At 62.3% G+C, this 17,516-nt stretch carries 12 protein-coding genes; 3 read left to right on the top strand and 9 right to left on the bottom strand.

The genetic code is table 11. The annotated features are described in order from the left end of the window. Nucleotide 1: 1 nt before the first annotated feature. The 3 genes from hydA to RBI05_RS10370 form a co-directional block, all read right to left on the bottom strand. Nucleotides 2-1,429, bottom strand: coding sequence for a dihydropyrimidinase (gene hydA, locus RBI05_RS10380; RefSeq protein WP_310551042.1), 1,428 nt, complete (start codon nucleotides 1,427-1,429; stop codon nucleotides 2-4). Beyond that, a complete protein-coding gene (preA, locus tag RBI05_RS10375) occupies nucleotides 1,426-2,721 on the bottom strand; it encodes an NAD-dependent dihydropyrimidine dehydrogenase subunit PreA (protein ID WP_310551041.1) in 1,296 nt (431 codons plus the stop codon). Before preA ends, hydA begins: the two co-directional genes overlap by 4 nt. 575 nt (nucleotides 2,722-3,296) lie before the next feature. Next, entirely contained in the window at nucleotides 3,297-4,691 is a 1,395-nt protein-coding gene (locus tag RBI05_RS10370) for an NAD(P)-dependent oxidoreductase (protein ID WP_310551040.1), read from the bottom strand. Between the two features lie 253 nt (nucleotides 4,692-4,944). Between RBI05_RS10370 and RBI05_RS10365 the strand changes: the two genes are divergently transcribed. Next, a complete protein-coding gene (locus tag RBI05_RS10365; RefSeq protein ID WP_310551039.1) occupies nucleotides 4,945-6,636 on the top strand; it encodes a PucR family transcriptional regulator in 1,692 nt (563 codons plus the stop codon). Here the strand turns inward: RBI05_RS10365 and RBI05_RS10360 are convergent. Genes RBI05_RS10360 through RBI05_RS10335 form a run of 6 tightly spaced genes read right to left on the bottom strand, consistent with a single transcriptional unit; the run spans nucleotide 6,602 to nucleotide 13,171 of the window. Further along, entirely contained in the window at nucleotides 6,602-7,969 is a 1,368-nt protein-coding gene (locus tag RBI05_RS10360) for an aspartate aminotransferase family protein (protein ID WP_310551038.1), read from the bottom strand. The genes RBI05_RS10365 and RBI05_RS10360 overlap by 35 nt on opposite strands. Before the next feature lie 17 nt (nucleotides 7,970-7,986). Then, nucleotides 7,987-9,450 carry a CoA-acylating methylmalonate-semialdehyde dehydrogenase gene (locus RBI05_RS10355; protein ID WP_310551037.1) on the bottom strand — a complete coding sequence of 488 codons (1,464 nt, stop codon included), beginning with the start codon at nucleotides 9,448-9,450 and terminating at the stop codon, nucleotides 7,987-7,989. A gap of 54 nt (nucleotides 9,451-9,504) precedes the next feature. Continuing rightward, nucleotides 9,505-10,587, bottom strand: a complete 1,083-nt coding sequence (locus RBI05_RS10350; RefSeq protein WP_310551036.1) for an ABC transporter substrate-binding protein — start codon at nucleotides 10,585-10,587, stop codon at nucleotides 9,505-9,507. A 60-nt stretch (nucleotides 10,588-10,647) separates the two neighbouring features. Continuing rightward, the gene (locus tag RBI05_RS10345; RefSeq protein WP_310551035.1) at nucleotides 10,648-11,577 is read right to left on the bottom strand and encodes an ABC transporter permease; all 930 of its coding nucleotides are present in this window, start codon (nucleotides 11,575-11,577) and stop codon (nucleotides 10,648-10,650) included. Then, nucleotides 11,574-12,386, bottom strand: a complete 813-nt coding sequence (locus tag RBI05_RS10340; protein WP_150457485.1) for an ABC transporter permease — start codon at nucleotides 12,384-12,386, stop codon at nucleotides 11,574-11,576. The genes RBI05_RS10345 and RBI05_RS10340 overlap by 4 nt, the downstream gene beginning before the upstream one ends. After that, nucleotides 12,383-13,171, bottom strand: a complete 789-nt coding sequence (locus RBI05_RS10335) for an ABC transporter ATP-binding protein (RefSeq protein ID WP_310551084.1) — start codon at nucleotides 13,169-13,171, stop codon at nucleotides 12,383-12,385. Before RBI05_RS10335 ends, RBI05_RS10340 begins: the two co-directional genes overlap by 4 nt. A gap of 353 nt (nucleotides 13,172-13,524) precedes the next feature. On the opposite strand from RBI05_RS10335, the gene RBI05_RS10330 reads away from it, so the two are divergent. Together RBI05_RS10330 and RBI05_RS10325 are read left to right on the top strand one after the other, a co-directional pair. Next, nucleotides 13,525-15,156, top strand: a complete 1,632-nt coding sequence (locus tag RBI05_RS10330; RefSeq protein ID WP_310551034.1) for a histidine kinase N-terminal 7TM domain-containing protein — start codon at nucleotides 13,525-13,527, stop codon at nucleotides 15,154-15,156. Between the two features lie 146 nt (nucleotides 15,157-15,302). Then, on the top strand, nucleotides 15,303-17,303 hold the full coding sequence (locus tag RBI05_RS10325) for an S-layer homology domain-containing protein (RefSeq protein ID WP_310551033.1): 2,001 nt from the start codon (nucleotides 15,303-15,305) through the stop codon (nucleotides 17,301-17,303). The last annotated feature ends 213 nt before the right edge of the window (nucleotides 17,304-17,516 follow it).

Genomic DNA, 17,516 nt, shown 5'->3' with positions numbered 1-17,516 from the left:
CTCAGACCCCCCCGCCGACTTCAGCCTTGCCGGGCAGCGGCCTTGCGGCGTCGCCGAACCGCTTGCGGCGCAGATATTGCCCCCGGCCCGGGGCGCCCACGAACTGCTTGTCGCGGATGACGAATTCCCCGCGGACGAGCACGCTCACCGGCTCGCCGGTCACTTCCATGCCCTCAAAAGGGTTGTAATCGACGTTCATATGATGCGTCGCCGCCGAGAGCGTCCGCTTCACGGACGGGTCAAAGATGACGATGTCGGCATCGCTGCCCAGCGCGATGGTGCCTTTTTGCGGGAACAAGCCGAACAGCTTGGCGCTCTGCGTCGAGATGATATCGACGAACCTATGAATGGAGATGCGTCCCTTCTCCACGCCTTCGGAATAGACCACGCTGAACCGGTCCTCAATCGTCGGTCCGCCGTTCGGAATCTTCGAGAAGTCGCCGCGGCCCAGCTCCTTCTGGCCCTTGAAATTGAACGAGCACTGATCGGACCCGATCGTCTGGAGGCTGCCGTTCCACAGGCCCTTCCACAATTCATCCTGGTTCCACTTCTCCCGCAGCGGCGGCGACCAGACGTATTTCGCTCCCTCGAACTCCGGCTTCTCCAGATCAGTGATATCCAGCGTCAGGTACTGCGGACAGGTCTCGCCATAGACGCGAAGTCCCTTCTTCCGCGCCTCCTCGATCTTCCACGCCGCTTCGGCGCATGTCACATGCACGACGTAGAGCTGGGAATCGGTCAGTTCCGTCAGATAGGCGGCGCGGCCGGTGGCCTCGCCCTCCAGCTCAGGCGGACGGGTCAGCGCGTGATAGATCGGGTCGGTGTTGCCCTCGTCGATCGCCTTGTTCACCAGATACTCGATCACGTCGCCGTTCTCGGCGTGGACCATAACGAGCGCGCCTTCCTGGCGGGCGGTCTGGAGCGTCTTGAACAGGGTGCCGTCGTCGGCCTGGAACGTATTCTTGTAGGCCATGAATACCTTCAGCGATGTGATGCCTTCATTCTCGATTATGCCCGGCAGCTCGGCCAGCACCCGGTCGTTCAGCTCGGAGACCATGAGGTGGAAGCTGTAGTCAATGACCGCCTTGGACTCCGACTTGGCGTGCCAGACATCGACGGCCTGCTGCAGCGGTTCACCCTTGGTCGTCAGGCAAAAATCAATGACGGTCGTCGTGCCGCCGTAAGCGGCCGCGATCGTCCCGGTCTCGAAGTCGTCGGCGGTCACGGTCCCGCCGAACGGCATGTCCAGATGCGTATGCGGGTCGATGCCGCCCGGGAACACATAGCAGCCGGACGCGTCGATGATCTCCGCCCCGTCAGCGGCCAGCTCCAGGCCGATGCCCGCAATGATGCCGTCCTCAATCAGAATATCCCCGGCATAGGCATCCGCCGCCGTTACAATCGTTCCGTTCTTGATGAGCTTCTTCATCCTCCGAGCACCTCCGCTTGCGTATGGGATTCATTCAGTTCCGCCACGATGCGCTGCCGCTCGTTCCAGCTCAGCGGCGGCAGGCCGGCATCGAGGGCGATCATGTCGATGGCCCCGTCCGCCGGACACACGATGGAGCACAGATTGCAGCCGACGCAGTCTTCTTCGCGGACCCGCAGCACCGCCCTGCCCTCGGCATTCGTCAGCATGTCGATGCATTGATGCGAAGCATCCTCGCAGGCGATATGGCATTTATTGCAGTTGATGCAGTTCTCCTCGTTGATTCGGGCCACGACTTTGTAGTTGAGGTCCAGATCTCCCCAGTTGGAGTAGCGGGGCACCGAACGGCCGATCAGCTCCGTAACGGAGGCGAGGCCCTTCTCGTCGAGGTAGTTGTTCAGCCCGTCGATCATCTCCTCCACAATGCGGAAGCCGTGGTGCATGACAGCCGTACAGACCTGAATGCCGGTCGCGCCCATCAGCATGAACTCCACGACGTCCTGCCAGGTCGAGATGCCGCCGATGCCCGAGATCGGCACGCCGACCTGCGGATGGCGCGCGCATTCCGCAACCATGTTCAGGGCAATCGGCTTCACGGCCGGACCGCAGTAGCCGCCGTGTGCGCCCATGCCGCCGACATGGGGGATCGTATTCCACGTATGGATATCCACCCCGGCGAGACTGTTGATGGTGTTGATCATGCTGACCGCATCGGCGCCGCCCTTGACCGCATGGCGGGCCACAACGGTAATGTCGGTGATGTTCGGCGTCAGCTTGACGATGACCGAGGTCTTCGCGACCTCCTTGACCCAATAGGTCTGCATCTCCACGAGATCGGGCTGCTGGCCCGATGCCGCGCCCATGCCGCGCTCGGCCATCCCGTGCGGGCAGCCGAAGTTCAGCTCCAGGCCGTCGACGCCGACATCTTCGACCCTTTTGACAATCTCATGCCATTTCTCCCGCTCCGGAACGACCATCAGGGAAGCGATCACGGCATGATCCGGGAACCGTTTCTTCGTCTCGCAGATTTCCTTCAGGTTGACATCCAGCGGGCGGTCGGTAATCAGCTCGATATTGTTGAAGCCCGCTACGCGCTGCCCGTTGAAGTTGACGGCGGCGAACCGGGACGAGGTATTGATAATCGGATCGCCCAGCGTCTTCCACACCGCGCCGCCCCATCCCGCTTCAAAAGCGCGCTGCACCTGATAGCCGGTGTTGGTCGGCGGCGCCGAGGCCAGCCAGAACGGGTTCGGCGACCGGATACCCGCGAGATCAATGCTCAAATCTGCCATGAACGTGTCCTCCCTTACAAATGTGATACTCCGCGCCGGGTTCCCGGCGGGTATGGCGATCGTCCGCGATGCGGCGATGTGTCACGGATGCAGCCAAGCTTCAGGAATGCGGCGATGTCGCCAATCACGGGCGGGCTGTCAGGGCCTCCCGATGCGGACCTCAAAGCCCCTATTCCGGGAATTCCACCGGATTTATCCGAGCAATCGGACCCCAGAGCCCTTATTTGCACGGAATGCCGGGCCATCGAGTCGATTAGGCTGAAATAAGCGCATCTCGGTCCGTTAACGGCTCAGAAGCAGCAGATTTTGCCCCAATAGGGTCCGTACGGTCCGCTTGGCGCAGGAGAGCGTCCGGCGGCAGCTTCACCTTGCGACCCATCCGGCAAAAGCATGCGCCGCGCCCCGGTGAAGGCGCCCGCTCCCGCCGATCCGCCTGCCTCCGGGGCGGCGCTTCGCCGCCGATAGGGCTCACCGGCCCTCCGGGTCGGCGCTTCGCCGCCGCTAGGGCTCGCCGGGCCCTCCGGGGCGGCGCTTCGCCGCCCACCATCGCCCGGGCGCCGGTCTGCCCGCCCGGCTCAGCTCGCCGCCGAGCCGGTGACTCCGCCCGCGGCCCCGGCGAAGCGGGCGATGATCGCATGGGCCGCATCCCGGCCCTGCGCCGCCGCCGAGACGACCATCGCCTCGCCCTTCCCGGCGCCGAAGACAATGTCGCCGGCGGCGTAGATCATCGGATCCGAGGTGGCGTGCGTCCGCTCCTCCACCGTCACCACGCCGCGCTCATGGGCAAGGCCGAGATGGCCGATGAGTCCGGTCAGCCGCTCCTGGCCGATCGCCAGCACGACAGCATCGGCCGGAAGGATAAATTCCGAGCCCGGCACCGGCACCGGCGCAAGCCGTCCGTCCCTCGTCTTCTCGCCCGTCAGCCTCATCTGCACGCATTCCAGGCCGGCGACCCGGCCCTGTTCGTCGCCTACGATCCGGACCGGCTGGGTCAGCCAGTTGAATTCCACGCCCTCCTGCTTCGCGAACGCGTACTCGAAATCGTACGCCGTCATCTCGCTGCGCGTCCGGCGGTATACCATCTTCACGTTCGCCGCGCCGAGGCGAACCGACGTCGTCGCCGCATCAACCGCCGTATTCCCGGCCCCGATGACCGCTACCCGCTTGCCGAGCAGATCCAGCGGCGGCACGCCGGCTTTGGTCGATTCCACCAGCCGGATGGCGTCATAGACGCCGCTCAGCTCTTCGCCCGGAATGCCGATCGGCGGCACATAGCCCATTCCGGCCGCCAGCACGAGCACATTATGCCGCGCCTTCAGCTCGTCGGCCGAAATATCCTCGCCGACCCGAATTCCCGTGCGGATCTCGACGCCCAGGCGCTCCACCTGCTCCACCTCCCACAGCGAGACGGACTGCGGCAGCCGGAATGAGACGATGCCGTACGTATCCAGCCCACCGGCGAGCGGCTTCGCTTCATAGACGACGACTTCCCACCCCGCCCGGGCCAGCTCGCGGGCGGCGGAGAGGCCGGCCGGACCGCCGCCGATAATGCCGGCGCTGAGGCCAGTGGGCGGGCCGGCCTGGAACAGCGCCGCCCCGCTGTTCATCGCCCAGTCGGTCGCATAGCGCTGAAGCAGACCGATGGCGATCGGCTCGGAAGCGCCGTTCAGCACACAGGCGCCTTCGCACAGCTCTTCGGTCGGACAGACACGGGCGCAGGTGGCGCCGACCGGATTGGCGTCCATAATGGCATGGGCGGCGCCGCGGAGATTGTCCGTGGCGATTCTTTTGATGAAGGAAGGGATATTGATGCCGGTGGGGCAGGCCTTGATGCAGGGAGCATCGTAGCAGTACAGGCAGCGGTTGGATTCTTCAGCTGCGCCTTTGCGGGTAAGACCCGGCTCGGCTTCGGCAAAGTGTCGCATGAACCACTCGGGAGTCAGTTGCGGCTCATGATGATGATTATCCATCTACAATCCCTCCTTATGTAAAATAAAGTGACGCAATTATGGAATTTCAACCTACAGTCTAGACAGAATGGCCGGGATATAGTGTAAAATAGACCATAACCACAGCACCTGCACCCCACTCCACGGCCTAATTGAGTCAGTTATCCTTACATCTTACTCCACACTATAGTCAATTCACTTTTTCGTTACATTAGACAGAATGTCTAATTTCAAAAGTTAATTTTTTACGCGCGTCTAAGCGAGGGGGAGAGCGATGGATTGGGAATTGGTATTCACCATTCGGGAGGCGCTGAAGCGCCCGCTGTTCAGCGAAGCGGTACTGGCGGGGGGAAGAAGCGGGATAGACCGCCCCGTACGCTGGGTGCATGTGCTGGAGAGCACGGACTTCGACGGACTGATTCACGGCGAGGAGATGATTCTGACCACAGGGCTCGGCTTCCACACGGATCTGCCTGCGGCGCTGTCCTTCCTGGACAGTCTGATCCGCAAAAAAGCCGCCTGTCTCTGTATCGAGCTCGGCGGCTATTTTCCCGAAGTTCCGCCGGAGCTGGCCGAGCTGGCCGACCGGCATGATTTTCCACTGATTATCTTCACCAAGACAGTCCGCTTCGTCGATATTACGCTGGATCTGCATTCCCTCATCATCAACCGCCATCACAAAATGCTGCAGGAGCTGGAGAGCATCTCCCGCGAATTTCACCGGCTCACCCTGACCTCCCAAGGGACGGTCAAAGTGCTCCAGCTGCTGGCCAAGAGCAGCCGCGCCCAGCTTCTCTATCTGCCGATCCAGGGCAAGCCGCAGTTCCTCCCGGCCCTGCCCCCGGAAGAACAGACCGCTCTGCTCCAGTACGCCCTGCGGCTTGCCGAAGAGGAAGACCACGCCTCCCAGCCCGATGCGGCGCCGGTCATCCGCGATTACCGCGGCCGTCCCGCTCTGCTGAAGCCGGTCGGAGCGCATGACCAGACCTGGGCCTACCTGCTCATGATCTGTCCGCACAAGCCCCAGGAATTCGACTGCCTGCTTCTCGATTCCGCCTCCCTCTCTATTGCCCAGGAGCTGCTGCGCACACGCTATATGGAGGAGCGCAAGCTGTTCTCCGAGAACCTCTGGGTCGATGAATTGATCGGCGGGCGGCTGGAGGATGAGAACCGGCTGAAGAGCGTGATCGGACCCGACTACGGTGTCGTGAACGAGCTGAACTACCGGGTATGCCTGATCGAGATCGAGCATGCCTCCGGCGCGCCCTGGAGCGGCTCCGAGAATGAGTGGGAAGCGGTCACCTTCCATCTGTCGCTCATTCTGCGTTCCATCTTCGAGAAATACTCGCTCCGGCCGCTCCTTACGCGGAGGAACAACCGGCTGACCGTCATCGCGCTGGATCTTCCGGCGAAGCTGCCCGGGCGCGCCCGGCTGCAGCAGGCGCTCGAGGCGCTCCAGAACGTCCGGTCCGACGAGAAGGTCAAGGATCTGCAGCTTATCATCGGCGTCAGCACCAGCCGCACAGGACTGCGGGAAGCGCCCGCCGGGTACCGCGAGGCCGCCCAGGCGCTGTCGCTGCACGGCTGCCGGAGGCAATCGACGCTCTTCTACGAAGAACTCGGCGTCTTCCAGCTCCTGCTGGGCCTCAACGACGGCCGGACGCTCCAGTCCTTCGTCCGCACCTACCTCGGTCCGCTGATCGACCATGACCGGCAGAAGGGCAGCGAACTCCTGCTGACGCTCCGCGTCTACCTGGACCATGACGGCTCCAAGCAGATTGCGGCGCGCAAGCTGTTCATTGTCCGCCAGTCCCTCTACTACCGTCTGGACAAAATCACCGAGCTGCTCGGGCCGGACTTCATGTCTCCCGAGAACCGCATCTCCATTCAGGTCGCGCTGCGCGCCTACCAATTCCTCTACGACGGCAAGCTTACGTTGCCGGACTCGCGTTCATTACCGATGTGAAGGTCTCCAGAAGGAAGGCGATGTCTTCGTCGGTGGAGGAGAGCGGCGGCGCGAAGGTCAGGACATTGTTGTAGCCGGCCACCGTATCGCCGTTCTTGCCGATAATCAGTCCCTTGGCTTTGCAGGCGGCGATAAGGCCCTTGACGATGTCCAGCGAAGCGGGTCTGCGCGAGACCTTGTCTTCGACCAGCTCTACGCCGGCCATCAGGCCGAAGCTGCGGACATCACCGACCAGCGGATGGTCCGCCAGCGCGCGCAGCCCTTCTTCCAGCCGCCGGCCAAGCAGCTCCGCCCGCTCCACCAGCTTCTCGTCCTCCATGATCTGCAAATTCCGCAGCGCCAGGGCGCAGGCGGCCGGATTGCCGCCGAAGGTGTTCACATGGCGGAAGTATCCGTATTCGTCCGCATTGTCCTTGAACGCTTCATAGATCTCCTTGCGCACCGCCGTCGCCGACAGCGGCAGATAAGCGCTCGTCAGCCCCTTGGCCATCGTCACGATATCCGGCTTCACGCCGTAATTCTGATGGCCGAACTTGCGGCCCGAGCGTCCGAAGCCGCAGATCACCTCGTCGATGATAAGCAGGACGCCGTGGTCGCGGCAGATCTCCTGCACCCGGTCCAGGTACACCTGATGCGGCACCAGAACGCCGCCCCCCGTAATCACCGGCTCCATGATGACGGCGGCGACCGTCTCCTCGCCTTCCCAGATGATCCGCTCCTCGATCTGCTGCGCCATCAGCAGATTGAATTCCTCCACCGTCTGTCCCGCCGGGCGGCGGTAGCTGTCCGGCGGAGAGACATGCAGGAAGCCGCCGGCAAGCGGTTCGTATTTATACTTCCGCTGGGCCTGGCCCGTCGCGGCCAGGGCGCCGAAGGAGTTGCCGTGATAGCCCCGGTAGCGGGCGATGAACTTGTGGCGGTACGGCCGGCCGATCTGCTGCTGGTACTGCCGGGCGATTTTGAACGCCGCTTCATTGGCCTCGGACCCGCTGTTCGAGAAGAAGATGACATAGTCGCCCTCCAGCCATTCATTCAGCTTCTCCGCCAGCGAAATCGCCGGCATATGACTCTGGGTCAGCGGAAAATACGGGAGCGTCGCCAGCTGTTCATACGCCGCCTCCGCCAGTTCCCGGCGGCCGTAGCCGACATTGACGCACCACAGACCGGACATGCCGTCCAGATAGCGGTTGCCGTCGATGTCCGTCACCCAGGAGCCGCTTGCCTCCGCCGCGATCATCGGCGGGTTCGCCTCATTGTAGGGAACGATGTTGTGCCACAGGTACTGGCGGTCTTTCAGGATGGCCTCCCGGCTCTTCATCCCCGTCTCAAGCATTGCTCTCTCTCCTCTCCTCAGTACCGCGCGGTCACCATCTTCTTCCGGGTGTAGAACTCGACGCCGTCCCGGCCGTTCGCGTGAAGATCGCCGTAGAACGACTGCTTGTAGCCCGAGAACGGGAAGAAGGCCATCGGCGCGGGCACGCCGAGATTCACGCCCAGCATCCCCGCGTCCATCTCTTCCCGGAACCGGCGCACCGCCCTGGCGCTGTCCGTATAGAGGCAGGCTCCGTTGGCAAAAGGCGACCGGTTGGCGACCGCTATCGCCTCCGTCAAATCCTTGACCCGGACAATCGACAGCACCGGCGCAAAAATCTCGTCCCGCCAGATCTTCATTCCCGGCCTCACCCGGTCAAAGATCGTCGGTCCGACGAAGAATCCCGGACCGCTTGCGGCGGCGTCGAGACGGCCGTCCCGGACCAGCACGGCGCCCTCCGCCTCTCCGGCTTCAATGTAGCCGCAGGTCCGGTCCTTGCTCGACTGGCGGATGACCGGGCCGAGGAAGACGCCGTCCCGGGAACCGTCGCCGATGACGAGGCCGTCGGCCGCCGCCTTCAGGCGGGCGACCACCTCATCGGCCACCTCTTCCTGCACGGCCACGACCGAGCAGGCCATGCAGCGTTCGCCCGCCGACCCGAAGGCGGCGGCGATGATGTTGCGGACCGCGTTGTCCAGGTCCGCATCCGCCAGCACGATGGAATGGTTCTTCGCGCCGGCCAGAGCCTGCACCCGTTTGCCGTTCCCGCAGCCGGTCTTGTAGACGTGCTCCGCCACGGGCTGGGAGCCAACAAAGGAGATGGCCTTGACCTCCTCGTGGGCCAGAAGGCCGTTAACGACCTCATGGGCGCCGTGCACCACGTTCAGCACGCCGGGCGGAAAGCCCGCCTCGGCGAACAGCTCCGCCAGTCTTCCGGCAAGCAGCGGCGTCCGCTCCGACGGCTTCAGCACGAAGGTATTGCCGCAGGCGACCGCAATCGGGAACATCCAGCACGGCACCATCATCGGGAAATTGAACGGCGCAATCCCGGCCACAACGCCGAGCGGATACCGGTACATGCCGGATTCAATGCCGGCGGCAATATCGGGCAGCTGGCTGCCCATCATCAGCGTCGGCGCCCCGGCGGCGAATTCGACACATTCGATCCCGCGCTGTACTTCGCCGCGGGCTTCCTCCAGGTTCTTGCCGTTCTCCAGCGTAATGATCGCCGCCAGTTCTTCCGCATGCGCAAGCAGGAGCTGCTGGTAGCGGAACAGATAGCGGGCCCTCCGGGGCACGGGGACGCCGCGCCAACCGGGGTAGGCTTCGGCGGCCGCAGCCACGGCCGCCGCTACATCCGCTGCGCCGGAGATCGGCACGAACGCAATCGTCTCGCCGGTTGCCGGGTTGAGGACCTCCTCCACCCGGCCGTCCGCCGGCTCTACCCAGGAGCCCGCAATGAAATTGCGGACCGGTTCGCTTGTTCTGGCGATAAGGGACATGCCGACACCTTCTTTTTCATTAATGTAGAACCGCTGCCTTGCACACGCGCTGCGCTACTTGCCGGCCATCTCCACAATCTCGTTGGTGAACGCCTTGCTGACATCCGCCTCTTCCTTGATGACCCCGAACTGGTGGGCAATTTCGGCAGTCTGCTTGAACGCAGCCTCATCGGTATATCCGAGCTTGGAAGCGTCGAAGCCCTCCGGCTGGATCAGCTTCGCCACCTCTTCCATCATCTTGAGCTGATGGTCCCGGTTCGTGCTGCCCTCCTCCGCCTGCTTCATCACGATGTCCACGGCGGCCTCCGGATCGGCGATGGCTTCCTTCCAGCCTTTGAGCGAAGCGCGGACGAATTTGGCCGCCGTCTCCTTGTTGTCCTTCAGCCAATCCGAATTGGCGAACAGATTGTCTTCCAGCATCGCCACGCCCTCTGCGTTCATGTCGATGACGTTCAGCTCTTCCGGCTTAATTCCCGACTCCAGCACCACTTGATACTCGTTGTAGGTCATCGCCGAAGCGGCATCCAGCTCGCCGCCGAGGAACTGATCCATCGTGAAGCCCTGCTTCGTGAACTTCAGGTCTTTATTGGGGTCCAGCTTGTATTTGTCGAACAGCGCCAGCAGCTCGAACTCGTTGCCGCCCATCCAGTTGCCGACCTTCTTGCCCTTCAGATCGGCGGGCGCGCTGATATTGGCCGACTTCTTGGAGACCAGCACAAGACCGCTCTTCTGATAAATCTGCGCGATCTGCACCAATGGCATGCCCTGCTCCTGGCTGGTCAGCAGACTCGCCACCCAATCGACGCCGATGTCCGCGGTGCCGCCGGCCACCTGCTGCTCCGGCACAATATCCGGGCCGCCGGGCAGAATCTCGACGTCCAGCCCTTCATCCTTGTAGTAGCCTTTGTCCAGCGCCACGAAGTACCCCGCGAACTGCGCCTGCGGCACCCATTTGAGCTGCAGCTTCACCTTGACCGGATCGCCGGCCGGAGCCGCCGAAGTTCCCGCTGCGGCAGACGGGGCGGCTGCATTCGCTTCCCCGTTGTTGTTCCCGCCGCATCCCGCCAGAGCCCCTGTCAGCAGCACCGCCGCCAGCAGTCCCATCCCGCGCTTCTTGCCGAATCTCTTCCTCTTCATTCCTACTCCCCCTATCCGGTATTGGTCTGTCTCTTCCCGCCGGTCCGGACCGGCAGGCTGTTATCGGCTAACGCCCGCCTGGCGGCGGGAAGGATGCCATTTGATAAGCCGCCGTTCTATCCCTTCTACCAGCAGGTAGAACAGGACGCCGGCGACGGCGGCCAGCACGATGCACGACCAGCCGATCGGCATTTTGGCGACCTTGATGGAATTCGAGAGCAGATATCCGAGGCCCCGCGACGAATAGAAGAACTCGCCGACAATGGCCGCGATCATGCTCGCCGTCGTGTTGATCTTCAGCGCCGTGAACACATGGGGCAGGCTGCTGCGAATCCGGAGATGCCGGAACACGGCGCTTCGGGACGCGGCGCAGGAACGCATCAGATCAAGCGCCAGCGGGTCCACCGAGGACATGCCCTTGAAGGCGTTGATGGCCATGGCCGGAGTCGTCGCCGCCATGACGATGGCGACCCGCGAGCCGATCCCGTCCCCGAACCACAGATTCAGGATCGGGGCGAGCGCAACAATCGGCACGGCATTCAGGGCAGCGGCAAGCGACAGGCCGCTTCCGCCCCAGCGGGGCCAGCCGCTCGCCGCGATGGCGACGACAAATCCGAGCGCCGAACCCGCCAGCATGCCGAGCACCGCCTCTGTCAGCGTATAGCCGGTGTACGTCGCCAGCAGACTGCTGTTCTCCCGCAGCGCCTCCACAATGGCGGAAGGCAGCGGAAGCTGGTACTTCTTCAGGTCGAAGAGCCGGTGGAACAGCTCCAATTGCCAAGCTGCCAGGAATGCGATTCCCGCCAGAAGCGGAAGCAGAATCCCCGCGGCCAGCGCCCCGGAGCGGCCGGATGAGGCGGAAGCGCGGGGCCGGCCTTCGGAGTTCTTCCGGGGTGCTGCGGCGGGCGCCGCAGCGTGAAGGACAGGTTCCGGAGAGCCGGTTCCCTGGGAAGGGAGTATTGCTGTTTTGCGGGCGGTGCCGGTCTTCATGACCGCTCCCCTCCTTTCGGGCGGAATTCGGGCTGCCAGGGCGACAGCAGACGTTCCAGCAGACTGATCAGTCCGTAGCCGGCCAGACCGAGCAGGGCGCCGACCAGTACCGTAGACCAGAACATGTAGGCGTGGGAGGGACCGTAATACAGGTTGCGCAGCATGAGAACGCCGATGCCGTGCCGGGCGCCCATCAGCTCCACGAGGATCGCGCCGGTAACGGCGAGAGGAGCGGCAATCTTCAGTCCGGCAAAAAGCCCCGGAACCGCCGCCGGAAGCCGCAGCTTCCCATAGACCGTCCACGGCCTGGCGGCCAGCGAATGCATCAGATCGACCGCATTCGGATCGACGCTGCGCAGACCGCGAAGCATATTCAGCGCAACCGGGAAGAACGTGATATAGCCGGAGATCAGAATCCGTGAGGTCTGTTCATCCCTCACGATTCCGTAGATAATCGGGGCCAGCCCCAGGATGGGTATCATCTGGGACGCGACGGCATAGGGGAAGGTCAGCCGTTCGACCAGCTTCGAGACGCTCATCAGCACCGCCAGCAGGACGCCTGCGGCCGCCCCGGCCGCAAAACCGACGCCCGCGCTTGCGAAGGTTGCGCCTCCTTCACGGGCCAGCGTGCCGCTGTATTCCCACAAGGTGGCAAGAACTTCATGCACGTAGGGCAGCTTCGACTGGGCCAGCGGCACGTTCCGCTGAAGCAGCAGCCAGGAGACGAATTCCCACAGCGCCAGCAGCCCCGCAATCCACACCGCCAAGGGCAGCAGCCGCCCCCGGGCCGGGAGGCCGCCCCCTCTCATGGCTGCCCTCCTTCGAAGCTGCTCCGAATGCCGGCCACCAAGCCAAAGAACTCGGGACTGTTCCGCATCTCCGCCGTCCGCGGACGCGGGAGAGGGATGTCCACGACCGCTGACAGGCGGCCCGGATGCGGGGAGAGCACGAAGACGCGGTCGGAGAGGAAGATGGACTCGGGGATGCTGTGGGTTACGAAGACCACCGTGCTGCCGACCTTGCTCCAGACCGACAGCAGTTCCTCGTTCAGCCGCTCGCGGGTGAACTCATCCAGGGCGGAGAACGGTTCGTCCATGAGGAGAATCTCCGGCTCCATGGACAGCGCCCGGGCAATGGCCACCCGCTGCTGCATGCCGCCGCTGAGCTGCCACGGGTACTTGTCGGCAAAGCCGCCGAGGCCCACCAGCTCCAGCAGCTCCAGCGCCTTCTCGTCGCGCTTGGCCTTCCGCACGCCCATCAGTTCCAGCGGCAGGGTGATGTTGTCCTTGACCTTGCGCCAGTCGTAGAGGACCGGGCTCTGAAAGACAATGCCGTACTTCCGGGCAAGCCGGGCTTCCTTCGCCGTCTTCCCGGCCACCGTCAGCGTCCCGTCTGTCGGTTCGAGCAGATCGGCCATAAGCCGAAGCAGGGTCGTCTTGCCGCAGCCCGAAGGCCCCAGCAGGGAGACAAATTCCCCCTTGGCGATATCAAGGCTGACCTGATGCAGGGCCAGCACATCCGCCGTTCCGGCGCGGTATCTCATCTCCACATTCTCCATTCGAATCTCCGGTATGGAGCGCGCTGCCAAAGACATGTTCATCCACCCGCTTTCTGAAGTAAGTTCCGGATCTTCCCGGCTGTTGATGTAGCTTTAACTAACATCATACCGGGTGGAAGAAGGCTCTACACTAGACAAAAGGTAAAGTCGGAAGCCTGAAATACCGTCGTTTTGTCCAGACCGGCCACTTTGTTGTCAGCTTACTTCCCTCAACATTTCCGCAGCCTTTCCATTCTGCTTCCCGTAACTTTCTGAAATTCCGGCTGCGCCATCGTCTCAAAACGGCAGACCTCTGCCGATATATTAGAAATAGGCGCTGCGGTCGAATATGCTATGATAGAATCCAAGCGCGTAATCGCTTTCCAGGAAGCACTTCCGGAGGTACCCTATTGTCTAACTTCAACTTTGTTTATACGGTTCTGGTCTGCATGGCAGGGGCGATGAACCTGCTGCTGACCGCCCTTGCCTATCATCGAAGGAATGATTTTGCCGGAGCCCGGATCTTCGTGGCAATTGCCGCCTTCTCTGCCGTCTATGTGTTCGGCACTGCCCTTGGGATGGCGGGCGATTCCTTGTCCAGCCTAATATGGTGGACCAAGGTCTCTTATCTGGGCCTGCCGTTCATCGCGCCCTGCAGTCTGATTATGATTCTGTATTTTGTCGGCTTTGAGCGCTGGGTAACCCGCTTGCGGGTTGCGCTTCTCTTCGCCATACCGGTTATCACCGTTGCTTTGGTCTGGACGAACGAGCGGCACCATCTCTTCTACCAGCGCATCGAGGCCCTTGGCGACGGCCCTTATCCCTTGGCATCTGTCGTCGGCGGCCCTTGGTATCTCGTACAGGGCAGCCTGACTTTTCTCTGCCTGGCAGCGGCGACGGTGCTGCTGCTTCAGGGCTGGGAACGGCTGAAGGCCGCCTACCTGCCCCAATACATGGTGATGCTGATCGGTCAATTGCTTCCCATGGCCTGCGCCTTCCTCTACCTCATCGGAGCCACGCCTCCCGGCATCGACCCGGTTCCGGCCAGCATGAGCATAACGGCAACCCTCTATATCTGGGCCATTCTGTCCCGGGGGATGCTTACGGCCGCGCCGATTGCCCGGGAGAATCTGTTCGAGTGCCTCCGCGACGGCGTGCTGGTGCTCGATCTGGAGGACCGTCTGGTGGACTTCAACCAGGCTGCGTCCGAGATGGTGGACGGTCTTGGCCCGTCGTCGATCGGCAGGCCGCTGGCCCAGCTCTTCATGGGAGCGGGCCCCGAGGCGCTCGCCTATGTTATGGAAGGCGCAAATCCGCCGGGCGAGACGGTGAAGGACCTGAAATGGCGGCGGGCCGGAGAGAGCGGCTATTACCAGATCCGCTCCTCGCCCGTCCAGAAGCGCGGCGGACAAGTCGCCGGACGGATGATTATGCTGATCGACATTACCGAACGTATGCTGCTTCAGGAAGGCCTGCGGCGGCTGGCTACCATTGACGGCTTGACCGGAACAGCCAACCGGGCCCATTTCATGGAACTCAGCCGCAAGAAATTGGAACGGTTCGATTCCCTCCAGCATTCCCTGTCCTTTATCCTGCTCGACGTCGACCACTTCAAGAACATTAACGACCGTTACGGCCATCCCTGCGGCGATGCCGCACTCCGGCATATCACGGATATTTGCGCGGCGCATCTGCGGGAGGGCGATGTGCTCGGCCGTTACGGAGGCGAGGAGTTCGTCCTCTGCCTGCCGGGCATCGGTCTGCTGGAAGCCGCCCGGCTGGCCGATGCCATCCGCCTCGATATCCGCAGCCGGCCGCTGGCTTCCTCCTCGGGCCCGGTTGCGATTACCGCCAGCTTCGGCGTTACCGAAGCCGTGACCGGAGACACGCTCACCGAGCTGCTCCGGCAGGCGGACCGGGCGCTCTACGCGTCCAAGAATGCGGGACGGGACCGGGTGCACCTGTTCCGGGAATCTGTCACCCTTCCCTATGACCAGAATGACCAGACCGTCCATGAAACACCGACAGCCGCAGCCCCGTGACGGAGCGCGGCTGTCTGCATTTCCGGAGCCCCTCATCCCTAAGCGGCCTGTCCGCCTGTTCATTAAATTTTAAATTCCGCCAACCGATATATAGAAGGTCTCGGACCACACTTCCAGAGAAACTATTGTTCAGCAAAGGAGATTATATGAGAAACACCCGTTTGGTCTCTCGAACCATTTCTGCTCTAACCGCAGCCTCGCTGCTGGGGGCCCTGGCCTTCCCGGCATCGGCAGCCCCCGCTGTGAACGACATCCCCAACAACTACGCCAAGGAAGCGATCCAGGAGCTGATCTCCAAAGAGATCATGACCGGCACCGGGAACGGATACTTCAAGCCGTCCGGCCAGATTTCGCGTCAGGACTTCGTTATCGTCCTCGTCAAAGCGCTGAACCTGGACCTTACCCAGCCTCCTCGGACGGCAACATTCAAGGATGTGGCTCCCGGCCACTATGCCTATGCTGCCGTCGAAGCGGCGGCAAGCGCCGGACTGGTCAAGGGAGTCGGCGGCCAGCTGCTGGGCGCCTCCCAGAATATCACCCGCGAGCAGATGGCGGTCATGTTCGTCCAGGCTCTGAAGGTGAACCCTGAAGGCATGGGCCGCAATCTATCCTTCACGGATGCGGCTTCCATCTCCGGCTGGGCCAGAGATTACGTCGGAGCCGCCATCCGGCACGGCCTGATGGTCGGAAGACCCGACGGGACCTTCAGCCCGGCAGAGACGGCCAGCCGGCAGGATGTGGCGCTGGTTACCGTCAAGTTCCTGACGGAGAAGACCCGGATTGCCGGGCAGACCCAGCTTCAGAGCCCCACGCCGGAAGCGACGGCGGAACCTTCAGCTGTTCCTGCAGCCACGCCGACGCCTGCCGTTTCCGCAGCAAGCTCTGCTCCATCGGCTTCAAGCCCTTCGATACCAGACCCGACACCGGAGCCGCCGCACAATCAGGCCCCTGTCGTCTCTGGCCTTAGATTCGTTGACGACGACCGCCATGCCATTGAATCCAAGCTCCAAGCCGGAACCCGGGTTCATGTTGATTTTGACTACAACGACGCCGAGAACGATCCGCCTGAAATTATCCGGTACAACTGGTACCGATCAGCAGAAGCCGACGGCAGCGACAAGGCGCTTATTCCCGACGCGCATCTCTATTACTACACGCCTGGAGCGGCCGACATCGGCAAATATTTAACCGTCGAGGTTACTCCCTATGCCGCTTCCGGCACGGAAGCCGGCGCCGGAGTATTCAAGACACTCGCTGTTCCCGTGTCCGCCCAGACGACGCTGACCGGAGGCTTCGGCTTTAATACCGACGCGTCGCTGGCCTCCAAGGAATTTACGGAAGGCAGCTTGTCCAAAATCCGGTTCGATTATTTTCCGAAAGAAGCCTTTATCGACGGAACCTTGCAGATCGACATTGAAGGCGTGTCCGTCACTACCGGGGACTATTACAGCCTGGGCGATGACACCGGCTGGACGAAATTCACAGCGGATCAGCTCAGCAATGACGGCCATACCGTCACCATTACACACATCAATACTGCCGCACAAAACGATGTATCTGTTGAGTTGGGCGGTTCCGTCTTTCCGGTCGGGAAGACCATTCCCGCCGCAGGCTCGTACCCGATTACCCTGAGGGCCGACGCCGACGGAGCCGGCGCCAAGCTGCCGTCCGAAGAACAGACGATCACGCTGGTTTCAACGGCCGCTCCGGCCGCTCCAGCAGTTCGAACACCGAATTCAACCTCTTACGGGGTCTACCAGATGGACAACTCGCTGACAACCGATTATTTCCTTGACGGCGACAGCACCCGAACCTTCATTCTGGGTTACCAGGTGGCTCCCCCTTTTGACAACGGCACCGTCACCATTACCATGGATGATTTCACGTTCACTACGAGCGATCAGTATTCACCGGGTTTTAACTGGTCGAACCTGACTGAAGAGCAGATCAGCAACAACGGTCATACGCTGACAATCAGCGGAATCGGCACCGTCTTTGATTCGGTTCTCATGGTCAAGCTCATGAACAAACAGACGCCGGAAATGGGCAGTTCCCTCGTTCGGTTCGTTGCCGATGCAGACGGTGCAGGAGGCAGCGTGCTGCCGTCCCAGGAGCAGACCGCAACGCTGAGTTACACATCGCCTTAAGTCTTCTCCTCTTGCACGAAGAAGCAGAACCGCCGGCCAATGGCCGGCGGTTTTTTGACTTCCGCTGGTCCTTCGGGCTCCGCCGGCTGACGCCAGGTATGATCGACCTGGCGATAGGTCAGGCTATTTTTAGCCGGCCCGGCTTATCCCGTGTAAGCGGAATTATCGGTCCCGCTGTTTGCCTGAAGGGCTTTTCCGTTTAATGACATGTAG

This window comes from Paenibacillus glufosinatiresistens (assembly GCF_031470375.1).
GTDB classification, from domain to species: Bacteria; Bacillota; Bacilli; order Paenibacillales; family Paenibacillaceae; genus Paenibacillus_AQ; species Paenibacillus_AQ glufosinatiresistens.
This window is presented reverse-complemented; position numbering and strand designations above follow the sequence as displayed.

What these genes read in the sequence shown, in the direction of transcription:
- hydA (WP_310551042.1), bottom strand. Translation starts at nt 1,429, where the DNA reads ATGAAGAAGCTCATCAAGAACGGAACGATTGTAACGGCGGCGGATGCC.
- preA (WP_310551041.1), bottom strand. Translation starts at nt 2,721, where the DNA reads ATGGCAGATTTGAGCATTGATCTCGCGGGTATCCGGTCGCCGAACCCG.
- RBI05_RS10370 (WP_310551040.1), bottom strand. Translation starts at nt 4,691, where the DNA reads ATGGATAATCATCATCATGAGCCGCAACTGACTCCCGAGTGGTTCATG.
- RBI05_RS10365 (WP_310551039.1), top strand. Translation starts at nt 4,945, where the DNA reads ATGGATTGGGAATTGGTATTCACCATTCGGGAGGCGCTGAAGCGCCCG.
- RBI05_RS10360 (WP_310551038.1), bottom strand. Translation starts at nt 7,969, where the DNA reads ATGCTTGAGACGGGGATGAAGAGCCGGGAGGCCATCCTGAAAGACCGC.
- RBI05_RS10355 (WP_310551037.1), bottom strand. Translation starts at nt 9,450, where the DNA reads ATGTCCCTTATCGCCAGAACAAGCGAACCGGTCCGCAATTTCATTGCG.
- RBI05_RS10350 (WP_310551036.1), bottom strand. Translation starts at nt 10,587, where the DNA reads ATGAAGAGGAAGAGATTCGGCAAGAAGCGCGGGATGGGACTGCTGGCG.
- RBI05_RS10345 (WP_310551035.1), bottom strand. Translation starts at nt 11,577, where the DNA reads ATGAAGACCGGCACCGCCCGCAAAACAGCAATACTCCCTTCCCAGGGA.
- RBI05_RS10340 (WP_150457485.1), bottom strand. Translation starts at nt 12,386, where the DNA reads ATGAGAGGGGGCGGCCTCCCGGCCCGGGGGCGGCTGCTGCCCTTGGCG.
- RBI05_RS10335 (WP_310551084.1), bottom strand. Translation starts at nt 13,171, where the DNA reads ATGTCTTTGGCAGCGCGCTCCATACCGGAGATTCGAATGGAGAATGTG.
- RBI05_RS10325 (WP_310551033.1), top strand. Translation starts at nt 15,303, where the DNA reads ATGAGAAACACCCGTTTGGTCTCTCGAACCATTTCTGCTCTAACCGCA.